The organism is Rhodanobacter sp. TND4EL1, from assembly GCF_054061035.1.
This window is the reverse complement of record NZ_JBSSDT010000001.1, coordinates 1,102,722-1,129,538: the sequence shown is the minus strand read 5'-3', so window position 1 is coordinate 1,129,538 and position 26,817 is coordinate 1,102,722. Positions and strand designations below refer to the sequence as shown.

Annotated in this window: 25 protein-coding genes; 21 read left to right on the top strand and 4 right to left on the bottom strand. The window is 64.5% G+C overall.

Annotated elements, in window-relative coordinates:
• Positions 1-181: 181 nt before the first annotated feature.
• The 9 genes from ACVWWQ_RS05340 to trhA all read left to right on the top strand — a co-directional run bounded on the left by ACVWWQ_RS05340 (position 182) and on the right by trhA (position 8,962).
• Positions 182-1,441, top strand: coding sequence for an alginate export family protein (locus ACVWWQ_RS05340; protein WP_166669729.1), 1,260 nt, complete (start codon positions 182-184; stop codon positions 1,439-1,441).
• Positions 1,442-1,516: 75 nt separating this feature from the next.
• Complete coding sequence (locus tag ACVWWQ_RS05335) at positions 1,517-1,798, top strand: DUF2249 domain-containing protein (RefSeq protein ID WP_133949400.1); 282 nt, start codon at positions 1,517-1,519, stop codon at positions 1,796-1,798.
• Complete coding sequence (locus ACVWWQ_RS05330; RefSeq protein ID WP_133949402.1) at positions 1,779-3,017, top strand: hypothetical protein; 1,239 nt, start codon at positions 1,779-1,781, stop codon at positions 3,015-3,017. Before ACVWWQ_RS05335 ends, ACVWWQ_RS05330 begins: the two co-directional genes overlap by 20 nt.
• Positions 3,014-3,898: a ubiquinone anaerobic biosynthesis accessory factor UbiT gene (ubiT, locus tag ACVWWQ_RS05325; protein ID WP_457383319.1), complete on the top strand. Its 885-nt coding sequence runs from the start codon at positions 3,014-3,016 to the stop codon at positions 3,896-3,898. The genes ACVWWQ_RS05330 and ubiT overlap by 4 nt, the downstream gene beginning before the upstream one ends.
• Positions 3,899-3,926: 28 nt before the next feature.
• Positions 3,927-4,952, top strand: a complete 1,026-nt coding sequence (nadA, locus tag ACVWWQ_RS05320) for a quinolinate synthase NadA (protein ID WP_133949404.1) — start codon at positions 3,927-3,929, stop codon at positions 4,950-4,952.
• The gene (locus tag ACVWWQ_RS05315; RefSeq protein ID WP_133949406.1) at positions 4,949-6,394 is read left to right on the top strand and encodes an FAD-binding protein; all 1,446 of its coding nucleotides are present in this window, start codon (positions 4,949-4,951) and stop codon (positions 6,392-6,394) included. The genes nadA and ACVWWQ_RS05315 overlap by 4 nt, the downstream gene beginning before the upstream one ends.
• Positions 6,395-6,515: 121 nt before the next feature.
• Positions 6,516-7,031, top strand: a complete 516-nt coding sequence (fabA, locus tag ACVWWQ_RS05310) for a 3-hydroxyacyl-[acyl-carrier-protein] dehydratase FabA (RefSeq protein WP_007807788.1) — start codon at positions 6,516-6,518, stop codon at positions 7,029-7,031.
• A gap of 1 nt (position 7,032) precedes the next feature.
• On the top strand, positions 7,033-8,241 hold the full coding sequence (gene fabB / locus ACVWWQ_RS05305) for a beta-ketoacyl-ACP synthase I (protein ID WP_133949408.1): 1,209 nt from the start codon (positions 7,033-7,035) through the stop codon (positions 8,239-8,241).
• A gap of 61 nt (positions 8,242-8,302) precedes the next feature.
• The gene (gene trhA, locus ACVWWQ_RS05300) at positions 8,303-8,962 is read left to right on the top strand and encodes a PAQR family membrane homeostasis protein TrhA (protein ID WP_133949410.1); all 660 of its coding nucleotides are present in this window, start codon (positions 8,303-8,305) and stop codon (positions 8,960-8,962) included.
• A gap of 242 nt (positions 8,963-9,204) precedes the next feature.
• Here the strand turns inward: trhA and ACVWWQ_RS05295 are convergent, their stop codons facing one another.
• On the bottom strand, positions 9,205-10,083 hold the full coding sequence (locus ACVWWQ_RS05295) for a U32 family peptidase (protein WP_133949412.1): 879 nt from the start codon (positions 10,081-10,083) through the stop codon (positions 9,205-9,207).
• A gap of 13 nt (positions 10,084-10,096) precedes the next feature.
• The gene (gene ubiU / locus ACVWWQ_RS05290; RefSeq protein WP_133949414.1) at positions 10,097-11,095 is read right to left on the bottom strand and encodes a ubiquinone anaerobic biosynthesis protein UbiU; all 999 of its coding nucleotides are present in this window, start codon (positions 11,093-11,095) and stop codon (positions 10,097-10,099) included.
• 247 nt (positions 11,096-11,342) lie between these two features.
• Between ubiU and ACVWWQ_RS05285 the strand changes: the two genes are divergently transcribed.
• Both ACVWWQ_RS05285 and ACVWWQ_RS05280 read left to right on the top strand, forming a co-directional pair.
• On the top strand, positions 11,343-11,900 hold the full coding sequence (locus ACVWWQ_RS05285) for a cytochrome b (RefSeq protein WP_133949416.1): 558 nt from the start codon (positions 11,343-11,345) through the stop codon (positions 11,898-11,900).
• Between the two features lie 122 nt (positions 11,901-12,022).
• Positions 12,023-12,517 carry a DnrO protein gene (locus ACVWWQ_RS05280; protein WP_133949418.1) on the top strand — a complete coding sequence of 165 codons (495 nt, stop codon included), beginning with the start codon at positions 12,023-12,025 and terminating at the stop codon, positions 12,515-12,517.
• A gap of 56 nt (positions 12,518-12,573) precedes the next feature.
• On the opposite strand, the gene ACVWWQ_RS05275 is transcribed toward ACVWWQ_RS05280, so the two are convergent.
• A complete protein-coding gene (locus ACVWWQ_RS05275; protein WP_166669730.1) occupies positions 12,574-14,724 on the bottom strand; it encodes a TonB-dependent copper receptor in 2,151 nt (716 codons plus the stop codon).
• A gap of 67 nt (positions 14,725-14,791) precedes the next feature.
• Positions 14,792-15,208, bottom strand: coding sequence for a DUF2946 domain-containing protein (locus ACVWWQ_RS05270; protein ID WP_133949420.1), 417 nt, complete (start codon positions 15,206-15,208; stop codon positions 14,792-14,794).
• 435 nt (positions 15,209-15,643) lie between these two features.
• Here ACVWWQ_RS05270 and ACVWWQ_RS05265 point away from each other — a divergent pair, with 435 nt between their 5' ends.
• The 10 genes from ACVWWQ_RS05265 (at position 15,644) to tatA (ending at position 26,810) form a co-directional block, all read left to right on the top strand.
• Complete coding sequence (locus ACVWWQ_RS05265; protein WP_457383318.1) at positions 15,644-16,873, top strand: NAD(P)/FAD-dependent oxidoreductase; 1,230 nt, start codon at positions 15,644-15,646, stop codon at positions 16,871-16,873.
• 4 nt (positions 16,874-16,877) lie between these two features.
• Positions 16,878-17,237 carry a high-potential iron-sulfur protein gene (locus ACVWWQ_RS05260; RefSeq protein WP_208321600.1) on the top strand — a complete coding sequence of 120 codons (360 nt, stop codon included), beginning with the start codon at positions 16,878-16,880 and terminating at the stop codon, positions 17,235-17,237.
• A gap of 71 nt (positions 17,238-17,308) precedes the next feature.
• Complete coding sequence (locus tag ACVWWQ_RS05255; protein ID WP_133949425.1) at positions 17,309-18,376, top strand: FAD:protein FMN transferase; 1,068 nt, start codon at positions 17,309-17,311, stop codon at positions 18,374-18,376.
• A gap of 1 nt (position 18,377) precedes the next feature.
• Positions 18,378-20,624: a NosR/NirI family protein gene (locus ACVWWQ_RS05250; protein ID WP_133949427.1), complete on the top strand. Its 2,247-nt coding sequence runs from the start codon at positions 18,378-18,380 to the stop codon at positions 20,622-20,624.
• A complete protein-coding gene (nosZ, locus tag ACVWWQ_RS05245) occupies positions 20,621-22,624 on the top strand; it encodes a TAT-dependent nitrous-oxide reductase (protein WP_133949429.1) in 2,004 nt (667 codons plus the stop codon). The genes ACVWWQ_RS05250 and nosZ overlap by 4 nt, the downstream gene beginning before the upstream one ends.
• A gap of 131 nt (positions 22,625-22,755) precedes the next feature.
• Positions 22,756-24,000 carry a nitrous oxide reductase family maturation protein NosD gene (locus ACVWWQ_RS05240; protein ID WP_457383317.1) on the top strand — a complete coding sequence of 415 codons (1,245 nt, stop codon included), beginning with the start codon at positions 22,756-22,758 and terminating at the stop codon, positions 23,998-24,000.
• A complete protein-coding gene (locus ACVWWQ_RS05235; protein ID WP_133949433.1) occupies positions 23,984-24,922 on the top strand; it encodes an ABC transporter ATP-binding protein in 939 nt (312 codons plus the stop codon). The genes ACVWWQ_RS05240 and ACVWWQ_RS05235 overlap by 17 nt, the downstream gene beginning before the upstream one ends.
• Entirely contained in the window at positions 24,919-25,752 is an 834-nt protein-coding gene (locus ACVWWQ_RS05230; protein WP_133949435.1) for an ABC transporter permease, read from the top strand. The genes ACVWWQ_RS05235 and ACVWWQ_RS05230 overlap by 4 nt, the downstream gene beginning before the upstream one ends.
• A 2-nt stretch (positions 25,753-25,754) precedes the next feature.
• On the top strand, positions 25,755-26,489 hold the full coding sequence (locus tag ACVWWQ_RS05225; RefSeq protein ID WP_133949436.1) for a nitrous oxide reductase accessory protein NosL: 735 nt from the start codon (positions 25,755-25,757) through the stop codon (positions 26,487-26,489).
• Positions 26,490-26,573: 84 nt separating this feature from the next.
• On the top strand, positions 26,574-26,810 hold the full coding sequence (tatA, locus tag ACVWWQ_RS05220) for a twin-arginine translocase TatA/TatE family subunit (protein ID WP_133949438.1): 237 nt from the start codon (positions 26,574-26,576) through the stop codon (positions 26,808-26,810).
• Positions 26,811-26,817: the final 7 nt, after the last annotated feature.

Here is a 26,817-nt window from a genome sequence, read left to right as displayed (position 1 = left end):
CCGTCCATGCGGCCATGCGGGAGAGTGGTGAAGCGACGCCGCCCCTCGGGCGGCGTCGTCGTTTGTGTGGCCGCGTGGCGCATTGTCACAGTGGCCGCCTGTTTTCGGGCGGCTTGATCGAAGTCAGGTCGACCGTACTGCCGCCGGAAGAGACTCCCGCCAACTACAAGGGAGCAACGCGATGAAGTACACCGGAAACCGTCTTTCCATGGCCTGCCTGCTGGCTGTCGTGGCCATCCCGGCCTGGGCTGCGGGTGAGCCCGCCAGCATCACGTCACCATCCACCTCGGCCACGCCTTCGCTGCAACTGGAATGGGATGCGCGCCTGCGTCACGAGGGAGTCGACGACGATGCGTTCGCCCGCAACGCCAGTGCCGATACCTTGCGACTGCGGCTTGGGCTGCACGCGGAGTTCGGCCATGGCTGGAGTGGCCTGCTGGAAGGCGCCGGCGTGGCCAGCGCCGGTGATCGCTACAACAGCGGCGCGAACGGGCGCGGCCAGTACCCTGTGGTGACCGATCCGAAGGGCAGCGAATTCAACCAGTACTGGGTGCGCTGGCAAGGCAGCCAGTTCGGTGCGACGGTCGGCCGCCAGCGGCTGCTGCTCGACAACCAGCGCTGGGTTGGCAACAGCGGCTGGCGCCAGCACGAGCAGACCTTCGATGCCGTCGCGCTGCAATGGCAGCCGTTGTCCGCATTGACGGTGAGCTATGCCTGGCTCGATCGCGTGCATCGGGTCGCCGGTGATGATGCGCTGAATCCGCTGGCGCGCGAGCGCAAGCTGAATACCCATCTGCTCAATGCAGCGTGGATCCAGGGTGCGCAGCAGTGGACCGGTTACGCCTACCTGCACGAGGACCGTGACGTGGCCAGCGCTTCCAGTGCGACCTACGGCCTGCGCTGGACCGGCAAGGCCCTGCGCGAAGGAAATGGCTTGGGCTGGACGGTGGAAGGCGCGCGGCAATATGACCATGCCAACAATCCTCTGCACTTCGCGCACAGCTACTGGCTGCTCGAACCCAGCTGGACGCAGTCCGGCATCACCACGAAGGTGGGCTGGGAGCATCTGGGTGGCAACGGCCTGCATGCGCTGCAGACACCCCTGGCCACGCTGCATGCGTTCAATGGCTGGAACGACCAGTTCAATGTGACGCCGGCCGGTGGGCTCGACGATCGCTACGTGGGCGTCAACGGCAACTTCGGTCGCGCCGGCCTTGCGAGCAAACTGGCGTGGACCGTGGTGTGGCACGACTATCGCGCCGATCGTGGCGGCCGTTATGGCAGCGAGTGGGATGCGTCGCTGGCGTTTCCGCTGGCGAGCGGACTCAGTGGCCTGGTCAAGTTGGGCAACTACCAGGCGGACGGTTTCGGTCGCGACAGTGCCAAGGTGTGGTTGCAACTGGAGTGGCGTGGCCAGCATGGTTTGTCCGGCGCACGCTGAGACGGCTGGCTGTGAGCTGCGGATGGGTTGACCCAGGTCAGCGCGTCCGCAGCGCATCCAGGGTCAGATGGCGACATGCAGAACAACCCTTTCGTCGTGGGCGGTGTCGCTGACGCGCCGCTGCTCGAACTCGATCTGCGCGACCTGCCGTCGCCGCAACCGATGATGCGCGCATTGGCCGTCGCCGACGCGTTGCGTCCCGGGCAGGCCGTGCAGGTGCTGACGCCCTTGCTGCCCGTACCGCTGCTCGACCTGTTGCAGGCGCGCGGATGGCCGGTAACCGCAACGCTGCTTGCCGGCGGCGGTGCACGCGTGGTGATCCGCTGTCCGCTCGGCGATGACGAAGCTGCGGCTTGACCAGGCGCCGGCCGCGTCGCTGCCGCTACGGTTCCTGCTCACGGTGCCGTTGTGGGGCGTGCTGGCCGGCGTGCTGCTGATCGTCGACGGCGATGTCGCCCTGCGGACGCGCTGGAGTCCGGTCACCCTGGCACTGGTGCACGTGTTCACTCTGGGCGTGCTGGGCAATGCGATGTTCGGCAGCATCCTGCAGTTTCTTCCTGCGGCCGGTGGCGTGACGCTGCGCGGTGGCGAGCGATCCGGCCGGTGGCTGCATGGCCTGTTCAACGTCGGCGTGCTGCTGCTGGTGTCCGGCATGCACCAGCGCTGGCCTTTCGGCCTGATGACCGCGGCGATGGTCCTGCCGCTGGCCTTCGTCATGCTGGCGCTGATGGTCGTGCCCGGACTGCTGGCGGCGGCCGGACAACGCCTGCTGCGTGCGGGCTTCGGGGTGGCGCTTGCGTCCGCGCTCGCCACCGCCGTGCTCGGTGCCGTGCTTGCACTGGGCTTGGCAGGGCGCCTCGCTGTTCCGCTCACGGCGTGGACCGACGTGCATGCCAGCTGGGGTGTGCTGGGCTGGATCGTGGTGCTGCTGGCCACCGTGGCGCGCGTGGTGATGCCGATGTTCCAGGGCACCGGCAGCGTGCCCGAAGCGGCGCAGGCGACGTGGCTGGCAGGCGTGGTCGCGGTGCTCCTGATTGTTGCCGGCCTGCGCCCAGGCGGCCCGGTGGCCGGCGTCGTTGCCGCGCCCGCGCTGATCTTCGCCGGCGCCGGCCTGTGGCTGCAGTGGCGCGCGCCGCGTTTGCGCCGGGGACCGCTGGTGGACAGCTGGCGTGCGGGGCTGATCGTGCTGGCTTGCGCCGCCCTGGCCTTGCCGATCGTACCCGGCGGCATGTTCGCCGTCAGCGCGGGGCTGGGCCTGGCGCTGCCCTTGCTGGTGACCGCGATGATGCTGGAGATCGTTCCCTTCATCGGGTGGATCGCGTTGCATCGCTATTGCGGTCGCGGCATCCAGTTGCCCGGCGTGCAGCGCCTGCTGCCCGAGGCGGACAAACGTCGCGTCCTGCTGGCCCAGCCGCTGCTGTTGTCGTTGCCGCTCGCGATCGTCTGGCCGTCCGCATCGCTGGCGCGCGTAGCCGGCGTGGCGCTGGTGCTGGTGTGGTCGTTGACGGGCTGGATTCTCTTCGGCGCGGGCCGTCGCGCCAGGCATTTTCTGCGCTCGGTGGAGAAGTCGCGATGAGTGTTTCGACAGGTGAGGTAACCGTGATGTACGGCCCCGGACGTTTCACGCTTGCCCGCATACGTGCGGCGATCGATCGCGTCGACGACGGCCTGATCGTGTTGCTGGCCACGCGTCGGCGGCTCGCCGCCATGGCTGGCCGGTTGAAACCACGCAGCGGTGTGCCGTCGCGTGACCTGTTGCGCGAGCAACAGGTTCGTCGTCGCACACAGGCGCTGGCGCGTCGATTGCAACTGCCGGCGGACACCGCGGCGCGGGTGATGAACCTGGCGATCGCCGATGCCTGCGCGCGGCAAGGCCTCGTCGTTGACCTGGGTCAAGGCGTCCACGCCGTCGATCCACGCATGATGCCGCCCACCATGCGCATGCCCTCAGTTCCTGCTTCCATCACGCCGCGGCTGTTGCGCGCGCTGCCGCCGCCGCAACGCGTGGCGCCACTGCTGCGCGTCCTGCCGCTGCGCTGGCAGCAGCGTCTGCTGGAAGCGGCGATGCAGCGCGTGCTGGCCACGCCGATCCGCGACGGCTCGCTGGAGTTCATGCGCGGCCGTCGGCTGGCCATCGAGGTCAGCGACCTGCGTCTGCGCTGGGTGCTGGCGCTGCAAGGTGATCGCCTGCAGGTCGTCGACGGCGAACCCGAGGCCAGCGTGCGCGGCAGCGCCACCAACCTGCTGTTGCTGGCCGGCCGGCTGGAAGATGCCGATACGCTGTTCTTCCAGCGCGCGCTGGACCTCACCGGCGATACCGAACTCGGCCTCACCGCACGCAATCTGCTGGAGCGGCTGCCGTGGGAATCGGTACCGCTGGGCCTGCGCATCGCGCTCAATCGGGGCGCCCGGTTCGCCCGCGAAGCACGTGCGGCGCATCGTGGCGAGTACGCCTGACGCGTCGTTCCTTTTTTCGGCGATCACCATGACTGATCTTGAAAACCTGCCCGTGCCGGTCTGGCGCGATGAACTCGAACACGACTACGCGGTGCTGGCCGAACGGCTGGAGCCGCTGGTGCCTTGCCTGGAAATTCCACTGCACCTGCCGTGGATCGAGGCGATCAACCAGCTCAAGAAGCAGCGCGGCGCGGTGATCATGGCGCACAGCTACCAGTCGCCGGAGATCTTCCACGGCGTGGCCGACATCACCGGCGATTCGCTGGGGCTGGCCCAGGCCGCGGCCGACTGCGACGCCGCGCTGATCGTGCTGTGCGGCGTGCATTTCATGGCCGAGACCGCGAAGATCCTGGCGCCGCAAAAGACCGTCCTGTTGCCCGACCTCGAAGCCGGCTGCTCGCTGGCCTCCTCGATCACCGCCGCCGATGTGCTGGCGCTGCGCGCCCAGCATCCGGGTGTGCCGGTGGTGAGCTACGCCAATACTTCCGCCGCGGTGAAGGCGGAGTCCGACGCGATCTGCACCTCGGCCAATGCGGTGCAGGTGGTCGAGTCGATGGGCACGGACAAGGTGATCTTCCTGCCCGACGAATTCCTTGGTCGTCACGTGGCCAGACAGACGCCGGTGGAAATCATCCTGTGGCACGGTCGCTGCGAAGTGCACGAGCGCTTCACCGCGCAGGAAGTTCGGCACGTGCGCGAACAGTTCGGCACCCGGGTGGTGGCACACCCGGAGTGCTCGCCCGAAGTGCTGGCCGAGGCCGATTTCGTCGGTTCCACCACCGCTATGGGGAAGTGGCTGGCGCGCGAGAAGCCGGCGCGGGTGGCGATGGTCACCGAGTGCTCGATGGCCGACAACCTGAAGTCACAGTTCCCGCAGACCGAGTTCATCAAGCCGTGCAACCTGTGTCCGCACATGCAGCGGATCACCTTGCAGAACATCTACGCCTGCCTGCGCGACCTGCGCCACGCGATCGAGATTCCAGCCGATGTCGGCCAGCGCGCTCGCGCGGCGCTGGAACGCATGCTCGCCGTCGGCCGGCGCGAGCGCGTGTGAGGCACGCACGGCTGCCGATCGTGGTGGTGGGCAGCGGCGTCGCCGGGCTGGCAACGGCGCTGGCCGCGGCCCCCGCAACTGTGCGCCTGCTGTGTCGCGCCCACGACGGCTGCGGCAGCGCCAGTGCGCTGGCGCAAGGCGGCATCGCCGCGGCGCTCGATCCGCACGACAGTCCCGCCGCGCATGCCGCCGATACGCTGGTGGCCGGGGCGCAGCACAACGACGCGGCGATGGTGCAGTGGCTGACGGCGCAGGCGCCTGCGGCGATCACGTGGCTGCAGGGGCAGGGCGTGGCGTTCGATCGCGATGCGCGGGGCGATCTCCAGCTGGGGCGTGAAGGAGGTCACCGCGTCGCCCGCATCGTCCACGCTGGCGGTGATGCCAGCGGTGCAGCCCTGGTGCAAGCCTTGCGCGCACGGGCGCAGGCAGCCGTGCATGTGCAATGGCGCGGTGGCGTCGACGTCGATGCGCTGTTGATGCGTGAAGGACGCGTGGTCGGTGTGCGCACCTGCGACGAGCGCGGCCGGCATGAGCAGGTGGAGGCGTCCGCCGTGGTGCTGGCCACCGGCGGTATCGGCGCGTTGTACGCCCGCAGCAGCAACCCGGCCGGCGCCGATGGTGCGGGCCTGGCGTTGGGCCTGACGGTCGGCGCCGCGACGCGCGATCTGGAGTTCGTGCAGTTCCATCCCACCGCACTGGATGTGCCGGGGCATCACTTGCCCTTGATCACCGAGGCGCTGCGTGGTGCCGGCGCCCGCCTGCTTGACGCCGACGGCAACGCGCTGATGGCCGGCGTGCATCCGCTGGGCGATCTGGCGCCGCGTGACGTGGTGTCGCGGCGCGTTGCCGCGGTGCAGGCCGCCGGCGGACGCGTCTGGCTCGATGCAACCGGTGTCGATGGCGAGTGGGAACGGCGTTTTCCCACCGTGCTGACGGCGTGCCGGGCGCATTGCCTCGATCCCCGCCAGACCCCGCTGCCAGTGACGCCGGTGGCCCATTTCCACATGGGCGGACTGGCTGCCGACGAGGACGGACGTACCAGCATCCCGGGCCTTTACGCGGTGGGCGAGGTGGCCTGCAACGGCGTGCACGGCGCCAATCGCCTGGCCAGCAATTCGCTGCTGGAGGGCGTGGTGTGCGGTCGCCGTCTGGGTGAGGCGCTGAGCCACGCGCTGCAGCCGGTCGTGACGGGAAACCTGCGCGTGGTCGAGCGCGGCCCGAGTCTGCCGCCGGCCGAGCTGGCCTTGCTGCGCGAACTGCTGTGGCGTGCGGGCGGCCCGATCCGTGAAGCCCGCTCGCTGCGCGAGGCGTGGCGCACCTGTGCGCTGCTGGCCGACATCGGCTGGCAGGCCGGCCTTGGCAAGGCGCTGTTGCGTGCAATGCGCACGCGCAGACAGTCGCTGGGCGCACACTGGCGCGAAGACCGCGGCTGTTCGTCCTGACCCGTTGCCCTCTACCACGACCGCTTTTCAGTGCGCACGCGTACGGCATCACGTTGATGCGCGTCAAGACAGGAAGGCGCTCAGCTGGCACACTGGGAGTTCCTCAGCCCGCGAGTATTTCATGACACGTCCTTCCTCCTTCGACTACGAACAGCTGCGCGCCTGCGGCCGCGGCGAGTTGTTCGGTGACGACAACGCCCGCCTGCCTTCGCCGCCGATGCTGATGTTCGATCGCATCACGCGGATTTCCGAGGAAGGTGGTGCCTACGGCAAGGGCTTGATCCATGCCGAAATGGACATCCATCCGGATCTGTGGTTTTTCGGTTGCCACTTCATCGGCGACCCGGTGATGCCCGGCTGCCTGGGCCTGGACGCGATGTGGCAGCTCAGCGGCTTCTTCCTGCCGTGGCTGGGCGAACCCGGTCGTGGCCGTGCGCTGGGCGTGGGCAACGTGAAATTTTCCGGCCAGGTGATGCCGACGGCGAAGCTGGTGCGCTACGAGATCGATATCCGCCGCGTGATGCGCGGCAAGCTGCGGCTTGTGATCGCCGACGGCAAGACTTTCGTCGACGACCGCCTGATCTACGAGGCCAGCGACATGCGCGTGGGCCTGTTCCAGTCCACCGAGGGTTTTTGAGATGCGTCGCGTCGTAGTGACCGGCATGGGCATCGTGTCCTGCCTGGGCAATGATCTGGAAACCGTGACCGGCGCCTTGCGCGACGGTCGCAGCGGCATCCGCGCGATGCCCGAATATGCCGAGCTGGGTTTGCGCAGCCATGTCGCCGGCGTGCCGAACATCGACCTGGAAGCGGTGATCGATCGCAAGCTGAAGCGCTTCATGGGTGACGCTGCGGCGTATGCCTATGTGTCGATGCGTTCGGCGATGGAAGACGCCGGGCTGGACGCCGAACAGATTCGCCACCCGCGCATCGGCGCGATCGCCGGTTCCGGCGGCGGCTCGCCGCGCTGGCAGATCGAAACCGCCGACCTGCTGCGCAACAAGGGCGTGCGCAAGATCGGCCCGTACATGGTGCCGCGCACGATGTGTTCGACGGTGTCGGCCACGCTGGCCACCACCTTCGGCATCCAGGGCCTGAGCTACTCGATCTCCGCCGCCTGCGCCACCTCGGCGCACTGCATCGGCGCGGCCGCCGACCTGATTCGCCACGGCGCGCAGGACGTGATGTTCGCCGGTGGCGGCGAGGAAGAACACTGGGGCATGAGCTCGCAGTTTGATGCGATGGGTGCGTTGTCCAGCCATCACAACGACACGCCGGTCAGTGCCTCGCGTCCTTACGACAGCAGTCGCGACGGCTTCGTCATCGCCAGCGGCGGCGGCATGCTGGTGCTGGAGGAATACGAACACGCCAGGGCGCGTGGCGCGCGCATCCATGCCGAGCTGGTGGGCTACGGCGTCACCTCCGACGGTGCCGAGATGGTCGCGCCGTCGGGCGAGGGCGCTGTGCGCTGCATGCAGATGGCGCTGGCCAACGTCAACGCGCCAGTCGATTACCTCAACACTCACGGCACTGCCACGCCACTGGGCGACATCGTCGAGTTGAACGCCGTGCGCAAAGTGTTCGGTGACGCGGTACCGCCGCTTTCCTCGACCAAGGCGCTGACCGGCCACTCGCTGGGCGCCGCCAGCGTGCACGAGGCGATCTACAGCCTGCTGATGCTCAACGGCGGTTTCATGGCTGGCTCCGCCCACATCAGCGACCTCGATCCGGCGGCCGCAAGCTTCCCCATCGTGCGCGAAAGCCGTTCGGCGCCACTGGCCACGGTGATGTCCAACAGCTTCGGCTTCGGCGGCACCAACGGCACCCTGGTGTTCGCCAGGGTCTGAGCCGGCACGACCTGCGGCTGCCATTTCGGCAGCCGCACAACCCTCCCGAGCTTTTCCCCGCATGCATTCCCCGACCGCGTCCGCGCTCTCGCGTGATTCCACCCTCGGTGAGGAAATCGCCAACAGCATCAGCCACGGCCTCGGCCTGCTGCTTGCCGTCGCCGGCCTGCCGATCCTGATCATCGCCGCGCTGCGCAGCGGCAGCACCACCGCGGTGGTGGCGTCGACGGTGTTCGGCGCCAGCGCGATCCTGCTGTACCTCGCGTCCACGCTGTACCACGCGATCCCGCATCTGCGGATCAAGGAACTGCTGCAGCGTTTCGACTACGCGGCGATCTACCTGCTGATCGCGGGCACCTACACGCCGATCGCGCTGGGCGTGCTGCGTGGCGGTTGGGGCTGGTCGATGCTGGGCGTGATCTGGGGACTGGCTCTGCTGGGCGCGATCTTCAAGCTCACCGTGGGCGCGCGTTTCCATCGGTTGTCCACCGCGCTGTACGTCGCGATGGGCTGGGCGGCGCTGATCGCGATCCGTCCGCTGTGGCTGAACATGGCACCGGGCGGCCTGGCCTGGTTGCTGGCCGGAGGACTGGCCTATTCGCTGGGCGTGGTGTTCTTCCTGCTGCACGAACGGCTGCGCTACAGCCACTTCGTGTGGCACCTGTTCGTGCTCACCGGTACGGGCTGCCACTATTTCACGGTGTTGCGTTATACGTTCTGAGCGTGGTGCGGTCGGCCCACCTTGCCGTACGCATGCCGATGCCGCCGGAAGATTTCATGCATTCCGCTCCAGACGAGATATCGGACGCGCTATCGCGTAACCCGCACCCGGATTGGTGCTCCGCTTGGAACGTCCCGCTCATTCCGACTGCATTGGGCGCATGGCCAGGATGGGCGACGAGCCATGTCGATCGCCGTATTCCTTGAGGCAGTTTTCCATGGCACGCATCGGCGTCGCCGCGCTTACGCCTCTGCCACCGGTCGCATGCCCGGCTCGCCGTGCCAGTAGCCGTTGCGTGCGCCGATCCGCGGCGGTGCTACCGGTGAGTGGCGGGCCAGGTCGAAGTGCGCCATCACTTCGGCCATGCCGTCGACCTGCGGATACAGGCGCAGCACGTCGACGCCGAGTTCGCGCAAGGCGGGCATTTCGGGGCCGAGGTCGGTGACTTCCTCGCCCTGGATCTGGATGCCGTTGATGCGCAGGAAGGGGCGGCCTTCGCGGGTGGCCAATGGCATGCCGTCGGGGTAGTCGATGCAGCGGAAGCCGCACTGGTCCTTGGCCACGTCCAGCGCGCGCGCGGTGAAGCAGCGGGCGGAGAAGGCCAGCGGCAGGCGGCCGAAGGCGATCACTTCCAGCTCGGGCATGGGCCGGTTTTCGGCCTGCATCGCCTCGCGCAACTCGCGCAGCAACTGGTGGCCCTGCTCGACGCCAGGCACCCAGCGGCGCAGGCCGTCGTCCATCAGCATCGCCAGGGCTTGGTGGTTGTAGATGTTGAGGGTGGGGCCGGCGACGAAGGGCACGCCGCGTTCGCGGCACAACTGCACGGCGGAAAGGTCGTTCGCCTCGATCCAGCAGTCGCCGTGGTCGACCAGTCGCTGCAGCACGCCCAGCTCGGATTCGGCCTCGATCAGCGCCAGCGACGACAACACCACCTGCTTGCCGCTGCGGGCCAGTTCGGCGGCCAGCGCGATCCAGTCGCGCGTGCCCAGTTCGCGGCGCTTGCTGCACACCGTTTCGCCCAGGTAGATGATGTCCAGCGGCCACTCCATCGCCTCGCGGTAGAACGCCAGAGTCTGTTCGCGGGGCCAGAAATACTGCAGTGGCCCGAGGCTCAATTTCATCGTGCTCATCGTTTCAATGCCAGGAACGGTGGTAGGGTCCGAGCGTCGTCTGGTGGCCCTCGGCGTGTTTCGACAGCGACGACTGCCAGCCCGGCTGCAACTGCCACGACGCCGGCGCATTGCGGTAGAGGTCCAGTGCGTCGCGCCAGGTGCGGGTCACCGAGGCGACGTAGGCCACGCCGCGCTGGCGGCCTTCGATCTTCAACGCGGCCACGCCAGCCCTGGCCAGGCGGGGCAGCAGTTCCAGCGTGTTGAGGCTGGTCGGCTCTTCCAGCGCATGGAAGGTCTCGCCGCCGACCTCGAAGCGGCCCTTGCACACAGTAGGATAGCCGGCCGGTTCGGCGGGCTCGAACTTGTCCATCAGCACCTGGTTCAGGCGTACGCTGCGGCGACCGTCGCCGTGTTCCTCCCAGCGCACGAAGCTGGCCGGCGAGCACACACCGTGGCGATTTGGCGAGGCGCCGGTGACATAGCTGGAAAGCTGGCAGCGGCCTTCGACCATGATGCACAGACTGCCAAATGCAAAAACTTCGATGGGTACCGGCGAGCCTTCGCACAGGCGTTCGACCTGCTGGATCGACAACACCCGCGGCAGCACCGCGCGGCTGATGCCGAAGCGCTCGTGCGCATAACGCAGCGCCGGCGCGGTAGTGGCTGATCCCTGCACGGACAGGTGCCGTGCCATCGATGGATGGGTGCGCGTGGCGTAGTCGAGCACCGCCATTTCTGCGGCGATAATGGCGTCGCAGCCAAACTCGGCCGCCTTGTCCACGGCGCTGTACCACTGCGCCAGCCGCGCGCTGTCCGGATAGGTGTTCAGCGCCAGATAGACCTTGCGCTTACGCTGATGCGCATACGCAATCCCCGCACGCAATTCCGCGTCGCTGAAGTTCAGTCCGGGAAACGCGCGCGCGTTGGTCTGGTCGCGGAAGCCCGCGTAGACCGCATCGGCGCCGGCGTCGATCGCCGCTTGCAGCGCCGGCAGGTTGCCGGCAGGACAGACCAGTTGCATGAGCACCTCGAAGCGGGAAGGTCGCGGCGCATCGTGGCGGCTGGGCGGGCCGCCTGCGTTGACTTGGGTCAGATCAGGTGCGGTCTCTTTGCGCAGACCGGCCTTTGCTGGCTGGGCGTGGTCATCGAAGAGGTAGTTGACCGTGGTCAATCGTTGGGTGGCTGTGCACGCTTAAGCTGGCGCTATCACGGACTGCCAGATGTCTGATGGGATATCTGCGCTTCTTCTTCTGTCGGGGAGAGATTTGATGAGCTCGAAGAGCACCACCATCCGTTACGGTTCGCTGTCGATTGGGATGCACTGGTTGATGCTGGCGCTACTGATCGCCGTCTATGCCTGCATCGAACTGCACGAACTGGCGCCGCGCGGCAGCGATCTCCGCGCCGGTCTGAAGACTTGGCATTTTATGCTGGGGTTGAGCGTCTTCGCACTGGTATTCCTGCGTCTTGCGATTCGCATACTCACGCCTTCGCCGTGCAGGGATCCACAGGTTGCCGCGTGGCAATACCAGCTGGGCGAGACCATGCATGCGCTGCTCTATGCCTTTTTGATCGTGATGCCTTTGCTGGGCTGGCTGACCTTGAGTGCGGGTGGCAAGGTCATACCGTTGTTCGGACTGGAGCTGCCGCCGCTGGTCTCGCCGGACAAAGCCCTGGCCGAGCGGATCGAGGATATCCACGGCACCCTTGGCACCATCGGCTATTACCTGGTGGGCCTGCACGCGGCCGCGGCGTTGTATCACCACTACTTCATGCACGACGACACCTTGCGCCGGATGCTGCCGCGCCGCGGCAACGGCAACTGAGCTGCGGCAGCCGGTCGCAGTGCAGACGGTCGCGCGGTTGACGTGGGTCAGTCGCGCCGCGGGGAACCCGCGCTAGCATCATTCCATCCGCGGCATACGCGCCGCCTGCTGGAGCCCTTCCCATGACATCCGTCCCCACTCTTGTCGTCCTGGCCTGCGGCCTGGGGCTGGCCGTTTCGGTGCAGGCTGCACCACCACAGACGCATGCGGAGCACGCCAGCCACCACGCCGCCGCGATGAACGTACCCGCGCAGCGCTGGGAGCCGGACGCATCGCTGCGTGAGGGCATGCGTCGCGTGCGCGTCACGGTGGAACAGCTGCGTCACTACGAGATGGGCCACATGAGTGCACCGATGGCGGTCGATCGCGCGGCCGAAGTGGAGGATGCGGTGGGCTTCATGTTCGCCAACTGCAAGCTGGCCGCCGAACCGGACGCGGCCCTGCACGGCATCCTGGCACCGCTGCTCGGTGCGGCGCAGGCCTTGCAGGCCAACCCGGGCAACGTCAAGGCGGTGGCCGCGATGCGCGAGGCGATCGCGCACTATCCGCACTACTTCAATGATCCGGGCTGGAACAAGCCGACACCGATGATGCATGAAATGCACGACGAGCCATGATTCGTCGATCTCCGAACGGCGCGTGACGCGCCGTTCGGAACCGATGCCGTTCGCGATTAGAATTTCACGTCGAGTTTCAGCCAGCCGGTACGACCCGGCTCATTTACCCGCAGCGTGTTGACGTATCCGACCAGGCCGGGGTTTGCCGCATTGACGTGTTCGGCATAGGTCTTGTTGAACAGGTTGTCGAGGCCTGCGCTGAGCGTCAGCGTGCGGCTGAGTCGATAGCCGCCATTGAGCGAGAACACACCGAAGCCGGCACTGGGCCCAAGATCCTGGCCAATGATATTGCCGCTGCCTGGTGCCACCCGATCCTGCGCCATCGCCAGCCGCCACAGCGCGCCCACCGACCAGGTGCCGCTGTCGTAGGTGAGGCCGAAGCGGGCTTCCAGCGGCGGCATTTGCGGCAGTGGTCGATGATCGCTGCGGTTCTCGCCCCAGGCCCAGGCCAGCGTGGCGTCACCCTTCCAGTGGTTGTCGAACGCATACACCAGACCGGCCTCGGTGCCGCCGATGCGCGCCTGTACATTACGCGCCTGGCTGGTGGCCATCATGCCGCTGCCGTAGTCGAGCAGGATGAAGTCGTTGACCACGCCGACATAGCCGGACACCCAGGCCTTCACGCGCTTGCCGTCGTTGTACTGCAGGCCGACATCCAGCTGGGCGGTCTTTTCCGGTGCCAGTCCACGGAAGGCGGCAACACTCTTGTCGGCATGCTGACCGAACAGCTCCCAGTAGTCGGGGAAGCGCTCGACATGGCCGATGCCGGCGTAGAACGTGGCGGGCAAGGAAACCAGGTCGTGCTCGAAACGCACGAAGCCGGCGGGCAGGGTGGTTGAGCGGCTGGCCGCAAGCGTCGCGGTGCTGCCCATGCCCATGCCTCCGCCCATGCCGCCGCTGCTGGCGGGCGTGGACAGGCTGTAGCCGCGTGCGTGTGCGCGATCCAGTCGCGCACCGCTGATCAGGCGATCACCCTCGGCGAGGGTCCATTCCAGTTCGCCGAAGGTGCCGATGCTGCCGATGCGCGCATCGCGGTCGCGTGGCTGATCGTGATAGTCCGGCAGCATGCCGCCGGCCGGTCCGCCCGAGCGAGAGGTATGCGTGTTGGCGGAACCGTCGACACCGGTGACCAGCTGCAGCGACTCACCCCACAGGAAGGTCGCCGCGAGGCGGCCACCCACGGTTGTGCGGGCCACGTCGGCGGCCATCGCCATCGGCATCATGCCGGTGGGGTCGGGATCGCGCAGGGTGTAGTTGTCCATTACGTGGTCGGCGTAGTTGTAATAAACCTGCGCCTCGATTTTTTCCAGCGCACTGTCCTGGTAGTGCTGCTCGAACTTCAGGCCCACGCTTTCGCGCAGGAACTGGGCGCCATCCATGCTGCTGAACGCATAGGCGGCCTTGCCGTTGCCCTTGCCGGCGGTGAGTTCGACGCGGGTGTCGTCGTTCGGCGTCCAGCCCAGGGTGAGGTCGGTGTTCCATCGGTCGTAGTAGGAGTGCACGCGGTTGCCATCACCGTCGTCGTAATCCTGCGCATGGGTGTGGTTGGCGCTGATACCCAGGTAGAAGTCCGGCGTACCGGCGCGCAGATCCGCCATCTGGTCGTTGCGGCCGTTGGAGCCGCCGAGCAGGCTGCCCTCGAACGTCTGACTCGGTGCGGTGTAGCGTTTGAAGTCGCGCTCGAACAACACCGTGCCGGTCGAATTTCCCGGGCCATAGAGCACGGTTTCCGGTCCCTTGATCACGGTGACGCGGTCATACAGCTGGGGTGAGATGTACGCGGTGGGCGGATCCATCCGCGACGGACAGCCGCCGCCGATCTGGCCGCCGTCGATCAGGATGTTCAAACGTGAACCGGTCATGCCGCGCAGTACCGGATCGCCATTGCTGCCGCCCTTTCGAATGACAGCAAAGCCGGGAATGGTTTTCAGGAAATCTGCGCCATCGCTGGCGGGTACTGGCTGGCGCGGCGCCTTGGGATTGGTGATGACGGTGAGCGGACTGGTCTGCATCACCGCGGTGACCACGATTGGCGGGAAGGTCTGGGTGGTTGGTTCGGTAGCGGTCGAGACCAGCGGCGTACCGATCAGCAGGGCCAGCCCGATCATCCGGGCCAGTGCATGACGGACAGGCGGTTGCGTAGAGGAGACGTGCAGCGGCGATGGCGCAGCCGCAGGGGCGCGCTCGCAAAGATTACGGGAAGACATGGCATTCCTTGAAGTTCTGGCAGTGCGGCGCGTGCGGATAGTCCGTTCGGCCGGGAATCAGTACAGATCAGCTGTGCAGGAATGCGGGTGGGCCGCGTGGAACCGCGGTCAGCGTGGAGTGCTCGGGACCGCGTTGCGATGATGGACGGGTCAGCTGGCGCGGCGGGGTTTGCGGCAACAGGCCGGGTAGCCAGGCGATGACAATCAACAGCGGGTTGTGACCAAGCAGGCCGCAGTAGCCGCACTGCTCCATCAGCGTGCCGTCGTGGTCGCTGTAGGTGTCGACGTGGGTGTGCGCGGACTGCGCGTGCGCATCATCGGCACCCATCTGCGCCGACATGTTCGTGCCATGGTGAGCACCGTGCGCGCCGTTTGTGGTGACACCTGCCAAGCTACGCGAAACCACCGGGGCAACAATGGTCAGGCTCAGCGCGATCAACGCCAGCCAGGCAAACAAGACGCGGATTTTGCGCGTGCGGCGCACGTGGCTTTCCTGAGAGCGAAGAAGGAATGATGCGGCAACATCGTGTCATATCCTGATTCGACAGATGCTGTGGCACGGCGCCGCAGCAGTCACTCATGCGTATGTTTGACCGATGCCTTGGGGGAGAAAGACCGCGTGCCGAATATAGCTGACTGACATTGCTGTCAAGGATTATCTGACGGTCGTCGCGAGGCGTGGATCCATCCAAATTGCCAAATGCGACAGGCGAACTGGATTTGAATGCAATCGCAATATATTGCGATTTGATTGTCTCGAGTTGACAAAGCGCGGGATCTCTACATCGTGGCGTCTGCAGATTGCCATGCCGATCCACCACGCCAGGAAAAATCACCAATAAACACGTGGCTTTAACTGTCTTGTGCACACTTCCATTGCACACGATACATTGTCGTTGCGATTGAATCGCATTACTTCGTGCGGCACCGCGCCACATGTCTGCGCTCGTCTAATTTGATCGATGTCAATTGGACGGCTTATCCCAGGGCGCAGAATTCTTCCACACGGCGAATACGTGTGGAGCAAACCGTTCTAATGAATCCCGAAGTCATTCGTACAGATGCGATTATCGTTGGTGCAGGTCCGGTCGGTCTGTTTCAGGTATTCGAGCTTGGCTTGCTGGGTCTGAGTGCGCATGTGGTCGATTCCATGCCGCAAATCGGCGGCCAGTGCATCGAGCTGTATCCGGACAAGCCCATCTACGACATTCCGGCCATACCGGTATGCAATGCGCGTGAGCTGGTGGATCGTCTGGAGCAACAGATCCGGCCGTTCTCGCCACAGTTCCATCTTGAGGAAACGGTTTCCGTCGTGCGTCGCCTTGAAAGCGGGCGCTTCGAGGTGGTCACCAGCGCGGGTACGCATTTCGATGCGGGCGTGGTGATCATTGCCGGTGGTCTTGGCGCGTTCTCGCCGCGCCTTCTCGACGTACCCGAAGCGGCTCCGCTGGTGGGCAAATCAGTTCACTACAAGGTCATTCGTCCGGAGCTTTTCGACGGCAAGGACATTGTCATCGCCGGCGGCGGCGATGCGGCACTCGACTGGACGATGGCTCTGATCGACCGCGCACGCAGCATTGTCCTGGTCAACCGTTCACCGAAGTTTCGTGCGGCTCCCGCCCATGTCGCGCACATGCGGGAGCTGTGTGACCAGCAGCGCATGCAATTCATGGAAGGCGACATCGTGGGGCTGGAGGCGCAAGGAGACCGGCTCACGTCGGTTCGCGTGCGCGCACGAAGCGGGATGGTGCAGCGTATCGAAGCCGAGCAGTTGCTGGTGTTCTGGGGCCTGCATCCGGCATTGGGACCGATCGCCGAATGGGGACTGGCGCTCCAATACCACCAACTGGCCGTTGACACCGGCACGTTCCAGACCTCGACGCCCGGCATTTTTGCGGTAGGTGACGTCAACACCTATCCAGGCAAGAAGAAGCTGATCCTGTCCGGCTTTCATGAGGCAGCCTTGTGCGCCTTCGCCGCGAAGGAACACCTCAATCCGGATCAGAAGGTGAATCTGCAATACACGACCACCAGCCCGATCATGCACCGCCGTCTGGGTGTCGTGATGGATGAGGACGGCGATCCCGTAGCGCCTGCCGTGGCCGGCGCCACAGTGCGGGAGCCGGCAACTGCGGTCAGTGCCCGCTAGAGGCATGTTCAACCGCGTCATGTCAGAAGCGATGCAACCCAAGCCATCAGGAAGAACCATGAAGAAAAACGATGTTGAATTCGATGCCAGCCGCCGCTCGTTGATCCGCAGCGGCATCACCATCGCTGCGGTGGGTGCTGTGGCAGCTACCGGCTTGCTGAAGCCCGGGACCGCGCGGGCGCAGGCTGGCAAGGCCTCACAAATGGTGGCGATGTATCAGCCCAAGCCACATGGTGCCGACCAGTGCGACAACTGCATCCACTTTATCCCCGGCAAGACGCCGAAGGACAAGGGGACCTGCAAGGTCGTCGAAGGTGACATTGCGCCGGATGGCTGGTGCGTGATGTACGCACGTAAAGCCTGAGACCAGGGCGACACCTGCCTTGCCTGCATAAGGTTGGGCGGGTTCATTTGCAGCCGTTGGAGGCTGATGTCATGCATGTTCCGGTAGCAGCGGAAGGCTTGGGTTCGCCTTCGCGTCGAAAACTCCTGAAGGCCGTTGCCGGTGTGGCGGCAGCGGCCGGGCTGGTCAGCGGGGCAGGTTGGTTCGTGCTTCGGCGCGAACACAATCTGTTTGAGGTGCGCCGGGAACAGACGCTGATGCAGACGTCGGTGGCTATCACTTGTCTGTCGGACGACGTCGACAAGGCGGGCGTTGCGATCGATGCAGCATTCCGCCGCATGGCAGAAAGCGTGGCGGTGCTGACCCGGTTTGATCCGGCCAGCCCGGTGGCGCGATTGAATCGCGAAGGACACCTGGATCAGCTGCCGTCCGAGTTGAGGGATGTCCTGCAGCGGTCGCTGGCGATCTCGGCGGTGACCGAGGGCGACTTCGATATCAGCGTGTTGCCGGTGTTGCGGTATTTCGAATCGATGCGACAGCCTGCGGTACTCGATGCGCATGCTCGCGAGCAGATCGCTCAGCGCGATCAGTTGATCAACTACCGCGGCATCGTGCTGGACGCACACGGTGTGCGTTTCAGTCAGCCCGGCATGGCCGTGACGCTGGATGGTCTGGCCAAGGGCTACGTCATCGATCAGGGTATTGCTGCGCTGGGGGCGGCAGGCCTCGAGTACGCGCTAGTGGATGCCGGCGGCGACGTCCGCGCGATCTCGGGCACCAGCCTGAAGCGGCAGTGGCATGTCGGCATCGTCGATCCGGGCAGGATCAATCAGGTTGCGTCCATCGTGTCACTGCGCAATGCCGCGCTGGGCACCTCGGGCAACTACCGGATTTTCTATTCGTCCGACAAGAAGCTGTTCCATGTGATCAACCCGCATACCGGCTATTCGCCACTGAATTATTCCAGCGTCACGGTGATGGCCGAAACGTCGGTGGATGCGGACGCGATGAGCGTCGCCGCTGCCTCGATGCCGCTGCCGCGCTTGCGCGAAGTGATGGCGGCGCAGAACGACCAATGGCTGGTTTTTTCCAGAGACGCTCGCAGCAGCTGGCGTTCGCGCGACTTGCCGCAGCTTTCCGGTCAGGCAGAGGTGGTCTGACATGCGTGCACTGTCGTTGAAGAACTCCGGTCTTGTTGCCAGTCGCCTGTTGACGCTGTGCATAGCCTGCCTGTTGATGCTGGTGTCGATGGATGCCATGGCCGGCATCGACCAGAAGTATCCCGAGGTGAAGGGCTATTTCCCCAGCGCCACGCGGTTTGATGACATCAGCGGCAAGCCGCCGGCCGCCGCGGTGTACGACGGCGACGAGGTTATCGGTTACGTCTTCGAGTCGGTGATGGTGGCACCGGTGCCGGCGTACTCGGGCGATCCGGTGAACATCCTGGTGGCCATCGATCAGAACGGAAAGATTCTCGGCACTAGGGTGCTCCAGCAGAATGAGCCCATCCTTCTGGTCGGCATTCCGGTGCAAAGGTTGTACGACTTTGTGGCGCGCTACATCGGCCACAACGTGAAGGACCAGATCGTCGTCGGTGGCAGCAGTGCGCCGGGCTCGATCAAGATCGATGCGATCAGCAGTGCCACCGTGACCTCGATGGTGGTCAACGAAACGATCATGAACGCATCGCTGGAAGTGGCCGTGTCGCGGAATCTCGTCAGCGGGCGCAAGCCCACTGCCAGCGCTCCGGCGACGATCAAGACCGACTACTTCAAACCGTCGGACTGGACGCAGCTGACCGGCAATGGCGCGTTTCGACGACTGCGCCTTGATCGCGGCATGGTCGCTGATGCGTTCAAGGGCCAGCCGGAGAGTGGCCTGATCGATGACCCCACCGCGCCGGTAGCTGGTCGCGAGAAAGATGAGTTCATCGATCTCTATTACGCGGACATCACGCCGCCCATGGTGGGCCGCAACCTGCTAGGTGCTTCCGGTTACGCCACCATGATGCAGGGCCTCAAGCCGGGTGACGAGGCCGTCGCGGTGGTCGCCAACGGGCTGTACTCGTTCAAGGGCGTCGGCTATGTGCGCGGCGGCGTGTTCGACCGTTTGCACTTGATGCAGGCGGGCAAGCTGTTCCTGTTCAAGGACAGCGATTTCGTGGTGCTGGACCAGCCGGATCTGGCGGGGATGCCGTCGTTCAACGAGAAGGGCATCTTCATCCTGCGCCACGGGCAAGGCTTCAATCCCGGTGCGCCGTGGACGCTGCAGTTGCTGGTGAACCGGCAGGTGGGTCCGCTGAAGAGCATCTACAACACGTTTTCGGGCAGCTATCAGATGCCGGCCGATTACGTCACCCAGCCCACGGTCAGTCCGATCCCCGATGACGCACCGCTGTGGGTGAAAATCTGGTACGCCAAGCGCTTCCAGATCGCCGTGCTGGTGGCCGGACTGTTCTTCCTGTCGCTGATCCTGGTTTTCCAGGATTGGGTGGTCAAGCGGCCAAGGCTGCTGGAGCGCATCCGCATCGGCTTCCTGATCTACACCGTGGTGTTCATCGGCTGGTATGGCCTTGCGCAATTGTCCGTGGTCAACATCCTCACCTTCGTCAATTCGGTGATGCACGGCTTCCACTGGACAACGTTCCTGATGGACCCGCTGATCTTTATCCTGTGGGTGTTCGTGGCGGTGTCGCTGCTGCTGGTCGGGCGCGGGGTGTACTGCGGCTGGCTGTGTCCTTTCGGCGCGATGCAGGTGCTGATCAACAAGCTGGCGGTGAAGTTCAAGGTGCCGCAGCTGGAGCCGCCGTCGTATGTCCATGAGCGGCTGTGGGCGATCAAGTACGTGATCCTGCTGTTCCTGTTCGGCCTGTCGCTGCAGTCGGTGGGCCTGGCCGAGCGCTTTGCGGAGATCGAACCGTTCAAGACCGCAGTCACGTTGCACTTCATGCGTTCGTGGGGCTACGTGCTGTTCGCCGTGGGCCTGCTGGTCGCGGCGGCCTTTACCAACAAGATCTATTGCCGCTACGTCTGCCCGCTGGGTGCCGGTCTGGCGGTATCGGGCCGCTGGCGCCTGTTCGAATGGCTGCGTCGGCGCAAGGAGTGCGGGCATCCCTGCCAGGTCTGTGCGGTCGAGTGCGAGGTCAGGGCGATCAGCCCGCTGGGCTCGATCAACTACAACGAGTGTCACTACTGCCTGGATTGCCAGGTCACCTACAACAACGATCGCAAATGTCCACCACTGGTCGAGCGTCGCAAAAAGCGCGAGAAGCGTGAGGGCGCGTCGCGCCCGCTACCGACGCCGGTATTCGTGGTGGGTGCGGAAGATGCCGATACGCCGGCGCAAGTACACCAACAGGGCGGCGATCAGTTTGGGGTTCCATCAACTTTTGAGGAGCGACAGCCATGAGCGATAAGACCAACGACCAGAACCCGGAACAACATGCCGGTCAGATCAGGGCACTGACCGAGGACGAGATCGCGTCCTTGCCCGGCCAGCCGGGAAGCGCGTCGCGACGCAATTTCATGAAAGTCAGCGCGCTGGCGGGGCTGGCCGGGGCGGGCAGTGTGTTGCTGGCCGGTTGTGGTCGGGCTGCGCCGGGCGAGCAGGCGCTGGCGGGCAAAGCCCATGCGGACGAACACGAAAAAAAACATGGGGATGAACACGAAAAGAAGTTGGAAAGCCACGAGGTAGCTCCCGGCAAGCTGGATGAGTACTACGGCTTCTGGAGCGGCGGCCAATCCGGCGAGATGCGCATCGTGGGTCTGCCATCGTTCCGCGAGCTGATGCGGATCCCGGTGTTCAACACAGACTTCGCGGTCGGCTGGGGCATCACCAACGAGAGCAAGCGCGTGCTGGGCGAGAAGTTCCCGCGTGGTGGCGATCTGCATCACCCGCACATGAGCCAGACCGGTGGTCACTACGATGGCCGCTACCTGTTCATGAACGACAAGGCGGGCACCCGTGTGGCGCGCATCCGCTGCGATGTCATGCGATGCGACAAGATCACCAAGATCCCGAACGTGCAGGCCATCCACGGCATGCGCGTGCAGCGTGAACCGCGTACCGGTTATGTCTTCGCCAACGCGGAATTCCGGATTCCCAGTCCGAATGACGGGCGCGACCTGGACGATCCGAAGAAATACCAGACCATGTTCTCGGCTATCGACGGCGACACTATGGAGATGGCATGGCAGGTCATTGTCGACGGCAACCTGGACAATACCGATTGCGATTACGAGGGCAAGTACGCTGCCTCCACCTGCTACAACAGCGAAGGCGCGGTGGATCTGGCCGGCATGATGCAGAGCGAGCGCGACTGGGTGGTGGTGTTCAACATCGCGCGCATTGAGGCCGCGGTGAAAGCAGGCAAGTTCAAGACGATCGGCACGTCCAAGGTGCCGGTGGTAGATGGTCGCCATGGTTCGGACCTGACCATGTACATCCCGGTGCCGAAGAGTCCGCATGGGCTCAACGCCAGCCCGGATGGCAAGTACTTCGCCGCCAACGGCAAGTTGTCGCCCACGGTGAGCCTGATGGCGTGGAGCAAGGTCGACGACTACTTCGCCGGCAAGCTCAAGGACCCGCGCGATGCGGTGGTGGCCGAGCCGCAATTGGGCTTAGGGCCGTTGCACACCGCCTACGACGGGCGTGGCAATGGGTACACCACGTTGTTCATCGACAGCCAGATGGCGAAGTGGAACATCCAGGATGCGATCGACGACTATGCGGGCAAGAAGACCAACTACCTGCGGCAGAAGCTCGATGTCGCCTATCAGCCGGGTCATAACCACACCTCGCTGGGCGAGACACGGGACGCCGATGGCAAGTGGCTGGTGTCGCTGAACAAGTTCTCCAAGGATCGTTTCCTGGCGACTGGCCCGTTGCATCCCGACCTTGATCAGCTGATCGACATTTCCGGTGATCAGATGGTGCTGGTGGCGGATGAGCCGGTGTATTCCGAGCCGCATGACGCGGTGATCATCCCGGCCAAGATGCTGGCGGGGAAAATCAAGCGGAAGTGGGAGCGCAACGATCCGTTCTTCGCCGAAACAATTGATCAGGCCAAAAAGCACGGCATCACCCTGGAGAGCGACAGCAAGGTCATCCGCGAGGGCAACAAGGTCTTCGTCTACATGACCAGTTCCGCGCCGAAGTACGGCCTGGACAGTTTCAAGGTGAAAAAGGGCGATGAAGTCACCATCGTGGTCACCAACGTAGACACCATTGAGGACCTGAGCCACGGCTTCTGCCTCACCGACTACGACCTCAACATGGAGATCAGCCCGCAGGAGACCTCGTCGGTGACCTTCATCGCCGACAAACCCGGCGTGCACTGGTACTACTGCACCTTCTTCTGCCACGCACTGCATCTGGAGATGCGCGGCCGGATGCTGGTGGAGGCCTGATGAATCGTGCGCTTTCCGCCGGATCCTCGGCTGCGGCGGAAGGCGCACCTTGTCGGGACGATTCGAGCCAGGCTTTGAAAAGACAACTGTCTTGCTGGTACGTGTGGATGCTTGCCATGGTGGCGCTGGTCATGACATCAGCGGTTCACGCTGAAGATGATCTGCAACATCTCGTTGCCGCGGCGGCACCTGGCACCGTCATCCAGGTCGCCCCCGGGGTGCATCATGTACACCTTGTGCTTGATCGGGCGGTCACTCTGAAGGGGCAGGCTGGCGCCATTCTCGATGGTGATGGTCAGGGCGACGTGGTGCGAATCCGCGTCGCCGGGGTCACCCTGCGCAACCTGACCATTCGCAATTCCGGTCGTGACCTCACGGCGATGAATGCGGGTGTCTATATCGAAAAAGATGTGGACGGCGCGATCATCGAGAACAACCGGATCAAGGACATCCTTTTCGGCGTGTACCTGGACGGCCCGCAGCACGTGCGGGTGATCGGCAACGTCATCACCGGTATCGCCGAACTGCGCATGCCTGATCGCGGCGACGGCATCCATCTGTGGAACGACGCCTGGTGCGAGATCAGGGATAACGATGTGTCCGGAACGCGCGATGGCATTTATGACTACGTGAGCCACGACGACCTGATCGTCAATAACAACATCCATGAGGTCAGGTACGGCGTGCACCAGATGTATACCAAGCAGGAAACGCTGCAAGGCAATATCAGTTCGAACAACGTCGGTGGCATGGCCTTGATGAGTTCCAATCACATGCGCGTGGTCGACAACCATCTGATGAATGATTCCACCTACGGCATCCTTTTCAACTACGTCACTTACAGTGACATCAGTCATAACGAGATCCGCGACATCACCGGCGATTTCACCGGGGATGGGCAAGTGATGGAGGGTGCCGAAGGCAAGGCGCTGTTCGTCTACAACTCCGAGTTCAACCGCATTCACGACAATTTGCTGGCCGACTCGCCGATCGGCATTCACATTACCGCTGGCTCGCAGGACAACCACGTGTACGGCAACGCCTTCGTCAACAATCGCACGCAGGTGAAGTACGTGCAGAACGTGGCGGACGAATGGTCGTTCGATGGCAAGGGCAACTACTGGAGCAATTACCTCGGCTGGGATCTCGACGGCGACGGCATCGGTGATGTGCCTTATCGACCGAACGACGGCGTCGATGTGTTGCTGTGGAAGTACCCGAGCGCGCGCGTGTTGATGTCCAGTCCGTCCGTGCTGCTGATGCGCTACGTGCAGAGGGCATTCCCGGTATTCACCCCGCCCGCCGTGCAGGACAGTCACCCCTTGATGCGCATTCCCGAAAAACTGCGAGCGAGCGCCGATGACCCACGCCGTTGAAATCTCCTCGCTGGCCAAGCACTACAAGGGCGTGGCTGCCCTGGCCGGCTTATCGACGTCCGTGCCGATGGGCAAGGTCGTCGGATTGCTGGGCCATAACGGTGCTGGCAAATCCACCCTGATCAAATTGATCCTCGGGTTGATCAAGCCGACCAGTGGCCACGTCGAGGTGCTGGGGCAATCGCCGTGGGGCAGCCAGGCGGTGGCGCTGCGTCGGCGTATCGGTTATCTGCCCGAGAGCGTGGCGTTCTACGGCAACCTCACCGGCAGCGAAGTGATTCGTTACCTGGCCAACCTGAAGCGTGCACCACGGCAACAGACCAGTGAACTGCTGCAGCTGGTGGGTCTGGACTACGCGAAGGACCGTCGTGTTTCCACGTACTCCAAGGGCATGCGGCAACGCCTTGGTTTTGCCCAGGCCTTGCTGGCCTCACCGGAGCTGATCGTGCTGGACGAACCCACCGCCGGTCTCGACCCCCAGGCCACGCGCGAGCTCTACGACATCGTGGGCAAGCTGCGCGCCGCAGGACACAGCGTGCTGGTTTCTTCCCACGTGCTGGCCGAGCTTGAGCCACACATTGACAGCGCGCTGATACTGCGCCAGGGCGAGCTGCTGGCGGCGGGAAGTATCAGCGAGTTGCGCAAGCAGTCGGGGCTTCCTGGCGTGGTGGTGGTGCAGCTGAAGGAAGCTGCCGATCCCGCGGCGTTCGCGCGGCAGATCGACGAGCTCGGTCTCGGCCAGTTGGCCAGACCCGATGGCCGCTTCGAGATCCAGCTTGCCGAAGGAGGCAAGCTGGCGCTGCTGCAACGGCTCGCTGCCGACCCGGCGATTGCGGACATCGTGGTGCAGGAGGCTTCGCTGGCACGTCTGTATGACCACCTTGGTGCGGGCACGAAACGGGACGCGGGACAAACATCATGAACAGCATTGCGATCATTGCCGGAAAGGAATTCCGCGACGACTTCCGCAGTCGCTGGACGATTGCCGTCGCCGTGCTGTTCGCCGTGCTGGCCTTGAGCATCTCCTACTTCGGCGGAGCGGCGGCAGGCAAGGTCGGTTTCACGTCGTTCGATGCAACCCTGGCCAGTTTGACCACGCTGGCCGCCTTCGTGGTGCCGCTGATCGGACTGCTGATTGCCCACGATATGGTGGTTGGCGAACAGGACAACGGCACCTTGTTGCTGGTACTCAGTTACCCGATTTCCCGAACCGAACTGGTGGCCGGCAAGTTTGTCGGCCATTGCGCCGCGCTGGCCACGGCCACCCTGGTGGGATTCGGCGTCGCCGTGGCGATCATCCAGATCATGCAGCCGGAGGCGCGTTCGGTAGCCGCCTGGCTGAGTATCGGAAACTTCGTGCTGAGCGCGTCCATGCTCGGTGCAAGTTTCGTGGCGCTGGCCAGCGTGATCAGCGTCACCACCGCCGACAAGGCGCGGGCCGCGGGTCTGGCGCTGGTGACCTGGCTGCTCACGGTGATCATCTTCGATCTGTGTCTGCTCGCCGTGCTGGTATTGAGTGGCGGCAGCACGTGGGAGCAGTCGGTGTTTCCGCGCCTGCTCTACCTCAACCCGATCGACATATTCCGCCTGATCAATCTCACCACCCTGGGTTCGGGTAGCGGCAACGAGCTGTTCATGGGCATGACGGCGACCCACGTGTATCAGCTATGGGCGCTTTACTTGGCTTTGCTGCTATGGGTGGTCACGCCGTTTGCGCTGGCGCAGTTCCTGTTTCGCCGGAAGGAAGTATGAAAATGTACAACGCATATCGGCATCGCAAGCCTTCCCGCTTCGCTGCCCGTGATGGCTTGCTGACGGTCCTTGTCACCCTGCTGCTCGCCGCCTGCGGCAGCAACCAGCCGCCGCCGCAACAGGCCGCACTGGACATCCACAAGGGCGATGCCTGTGCAGTTTGCGGGATGTATATCGATGCCGGGCCGGGCCCGCGCGGGGAGGCGTGGGTGCAGGGATACAAGGCGCCCCTGAAATTCGGCTCGACCCGTGACTTCTTTGCGTACGTGCTGGACCCCGAAAACAAGACCCGACTGCAGCAACTGCTGGTGCAGGACAGTGCGCAAATCAACTGGCAGCATCCCTCGAACGCGGCGGCGACCTTCGTCGATGCGCGTTCGGCTTGGTACGTGGCGTGGCAGCCGCTGACCGGCTTGATGGGGCCAACGTTCGCGTCGTTCGCCGCCCGTCAGGACGCGGATGCCTTCATTCACGAGCATGGTGGCGAGCTGCTAAGTTTTTCCGACGTGACGCCGCAGCTGACCTCGTTGCTCGGGAGCGCCTGTCCGGCCCCCGGCTCGCCGGCCGCCCCCCTGGCCAAGGCATGTGTCGCGGCACCTCATGCTGCTTCTGGCTCGCCCCTGGCGGCACAGGATGAACATCTCGACCTGTTGCACGGCGTGCGTGCGGCTTCGCTTGAAACTGATCCGGCTGTCCCGGCGCATCAACACGCTGTACTTGACGGCGGGGCGCACTGAAATGAAACGGGTCGACAGGTTTTCGTTGTCGACTTTCCGGACGTCCGTGTCTTTCTTCCATCCCCCATTGAATCAGGAATACCCATGAGCATTTGGCATCTACTCATCCTCGCCGTCGTGGCCGTGCTGATTTTTGGTACGGGCAAGCTGAGCAAGATTGGTCCGGATCTTGGCTCGGCCATCCGGGGTTTCAAGAAAAGCCTGAATGGCGACGACGATGCCACGCCCGATGACGCCGCGTTGTTGCGCGCCGATCCTCAGTCCGCCGACAGCCGCCCCACCCAGCGGACGCCGGAAACTGTCGACGTGAAATCCAGGTAGGCCCAGT

Coding starts and splice junctions, on each gene's coding strand:
- ACVWWQ_RS05340 (WP_166669729.1), top strand. CDS start 182: ATGAAGTACACCGGAAACCGTCTTTCCATGGCCTGCCTGCTGGCTGTC.
- ACVWWQ_RS05335 (WP_133949400.1), top strand. CDS start 1,517: ATGCAGAACAACCCTTTCGTCGTGGGCGGTGTCGCTGACGCGCCGCTG.
- ACVWWQ_RS05330 (WP_133949402.1), top strand. CDS start 1,779: ATGACGAAGCTGCGGCTTGACCAGGCGCCGGCCGCGTCGCTGCCGCTA.
- ubiT (WP_457383319.1), top strand. CDS start 3,014: ATGAGTGTTTCGACAGGTGAGGTAACCGTGATGTACGGCCCCGGACGT.
- nadA (WP_133949404.1), top strand. CDS start 3,927: ATGACTGATCTTGAAAACCTGCCCGTGCCGGTCTGGCGCGATGAACTC.
- fabA (WP_007807788.1), top strand. CDS start 6,516: ATGACACGTCCTTCCTCCTTCGACTACGAACAGCTGCGCGCCTGCGGC.
- fabB (WP_133949408.1), top strand. CDS start 7,033: ATGCGTCGCGTCGTAGTGACCGGCATGGGCATCGTGTCCTGCCTGGGC.
- trhA (WP_133949410.1), top strand. CDS start 8,303: ATGCATTCCCCGACCGCGTCCGCGCTCTCGCGTGATTCCACCCTCGGT.
- ACVWWQ_RS05295 (WP_133949412.1), bottom strand. CDS start 10,083: ATGAAATTGAGCCTCGGGCCACTGCAGTATTTCTGGCCCCGCGAACAG.
- ubiU (WP_133949414.1), bottom strand. CDS start 11,095: ATGCAACTGGTCTGTCCTGCCGGCAACCTGCCGGCGCTGCAAGCGGCG.
- ACVWWQ_RS05285 (WP_133949416.1), top strand. CDS start 11,343: ATGAGCTCGAAGAGCACCACCATCCGTTACGGTTCGCTGTCGATTGGG.
- ACVWWQ_RS05280 (WP_133949418.1), top strand. CDS start 12,023: ATGACATCCGTCCCCACTCTTGTCGTCCTGGCCTGCGGCCTGGGGCTG.
- ACVWWQ_RS05275 (WP_166669730.1), bottom strand. CDS start 14,724: ATGTCTTCCCGTAATCTTTGCGAGCGCGCCCCTGCGGCTGCGCCATCG.
- ACVWWQ_RS05260 (WP_208321600.1), top strand. CDS start 16,878: ATGTTCAACCGCGTCATGTCAGAAGCGATGCAACCCAAGCCATCAGGA.
- ACVWWQ_RS05255 (WP_133949425.1), top strand. CDS start 17,309: ATGCATGTTCCGGTAGCAGCGGAAGGCTTGGGTTCGCCTTCGCGTCGA.
- ACVWWQ_RS05250 (WP_133949427.1), top strand. CDS start 18,378: ATGCGTGCACTGTCGTTGAAGAACTCCGGTCTTGTTGCCAGTCGCCTG.
- nosZ (WP_133949429.1), top strand. CDS start 20,621: ATGAGCGATAAGACCAACGACCAGAACCCGGAACAACATGCCGGTCAG.
- ACVWWQ_RS05240 (WP_457383317.1), top strand. CDS start 22,756: ATGACATCAGCGGTTCACGCTGAAGATGATCTGCAACATCTCGTTGCC.
- ACVWWQ_RS05235 (WP_133949433.1), top strand. CDS start 23,984: ATGACCCACGCCGTTGAAATCTCCTCGCTGGCCAAGCACTACAAGGGC.
- ACVWWQ_RS05230 (WP_133949435.1), top strand. CDS start 24,919: ATGAACAGCATTGCGATCATTGCCGGAAAGGAATTCCGCGACGACTTC.
- ACVWWQ_RS05225 (WP_133949436.1), top strand. CDS start 25,755: ATGTACAACGCATATCGGCATCGCAAGCCTTCCCGCTTCGCTGCCCGT.
- tatA (WP_133949438.1), top strand. CDS start 26,574: ATGAGCATTTGGCATCTACTCATCCTCGCCGTCGTGGCCGTGCTGATT.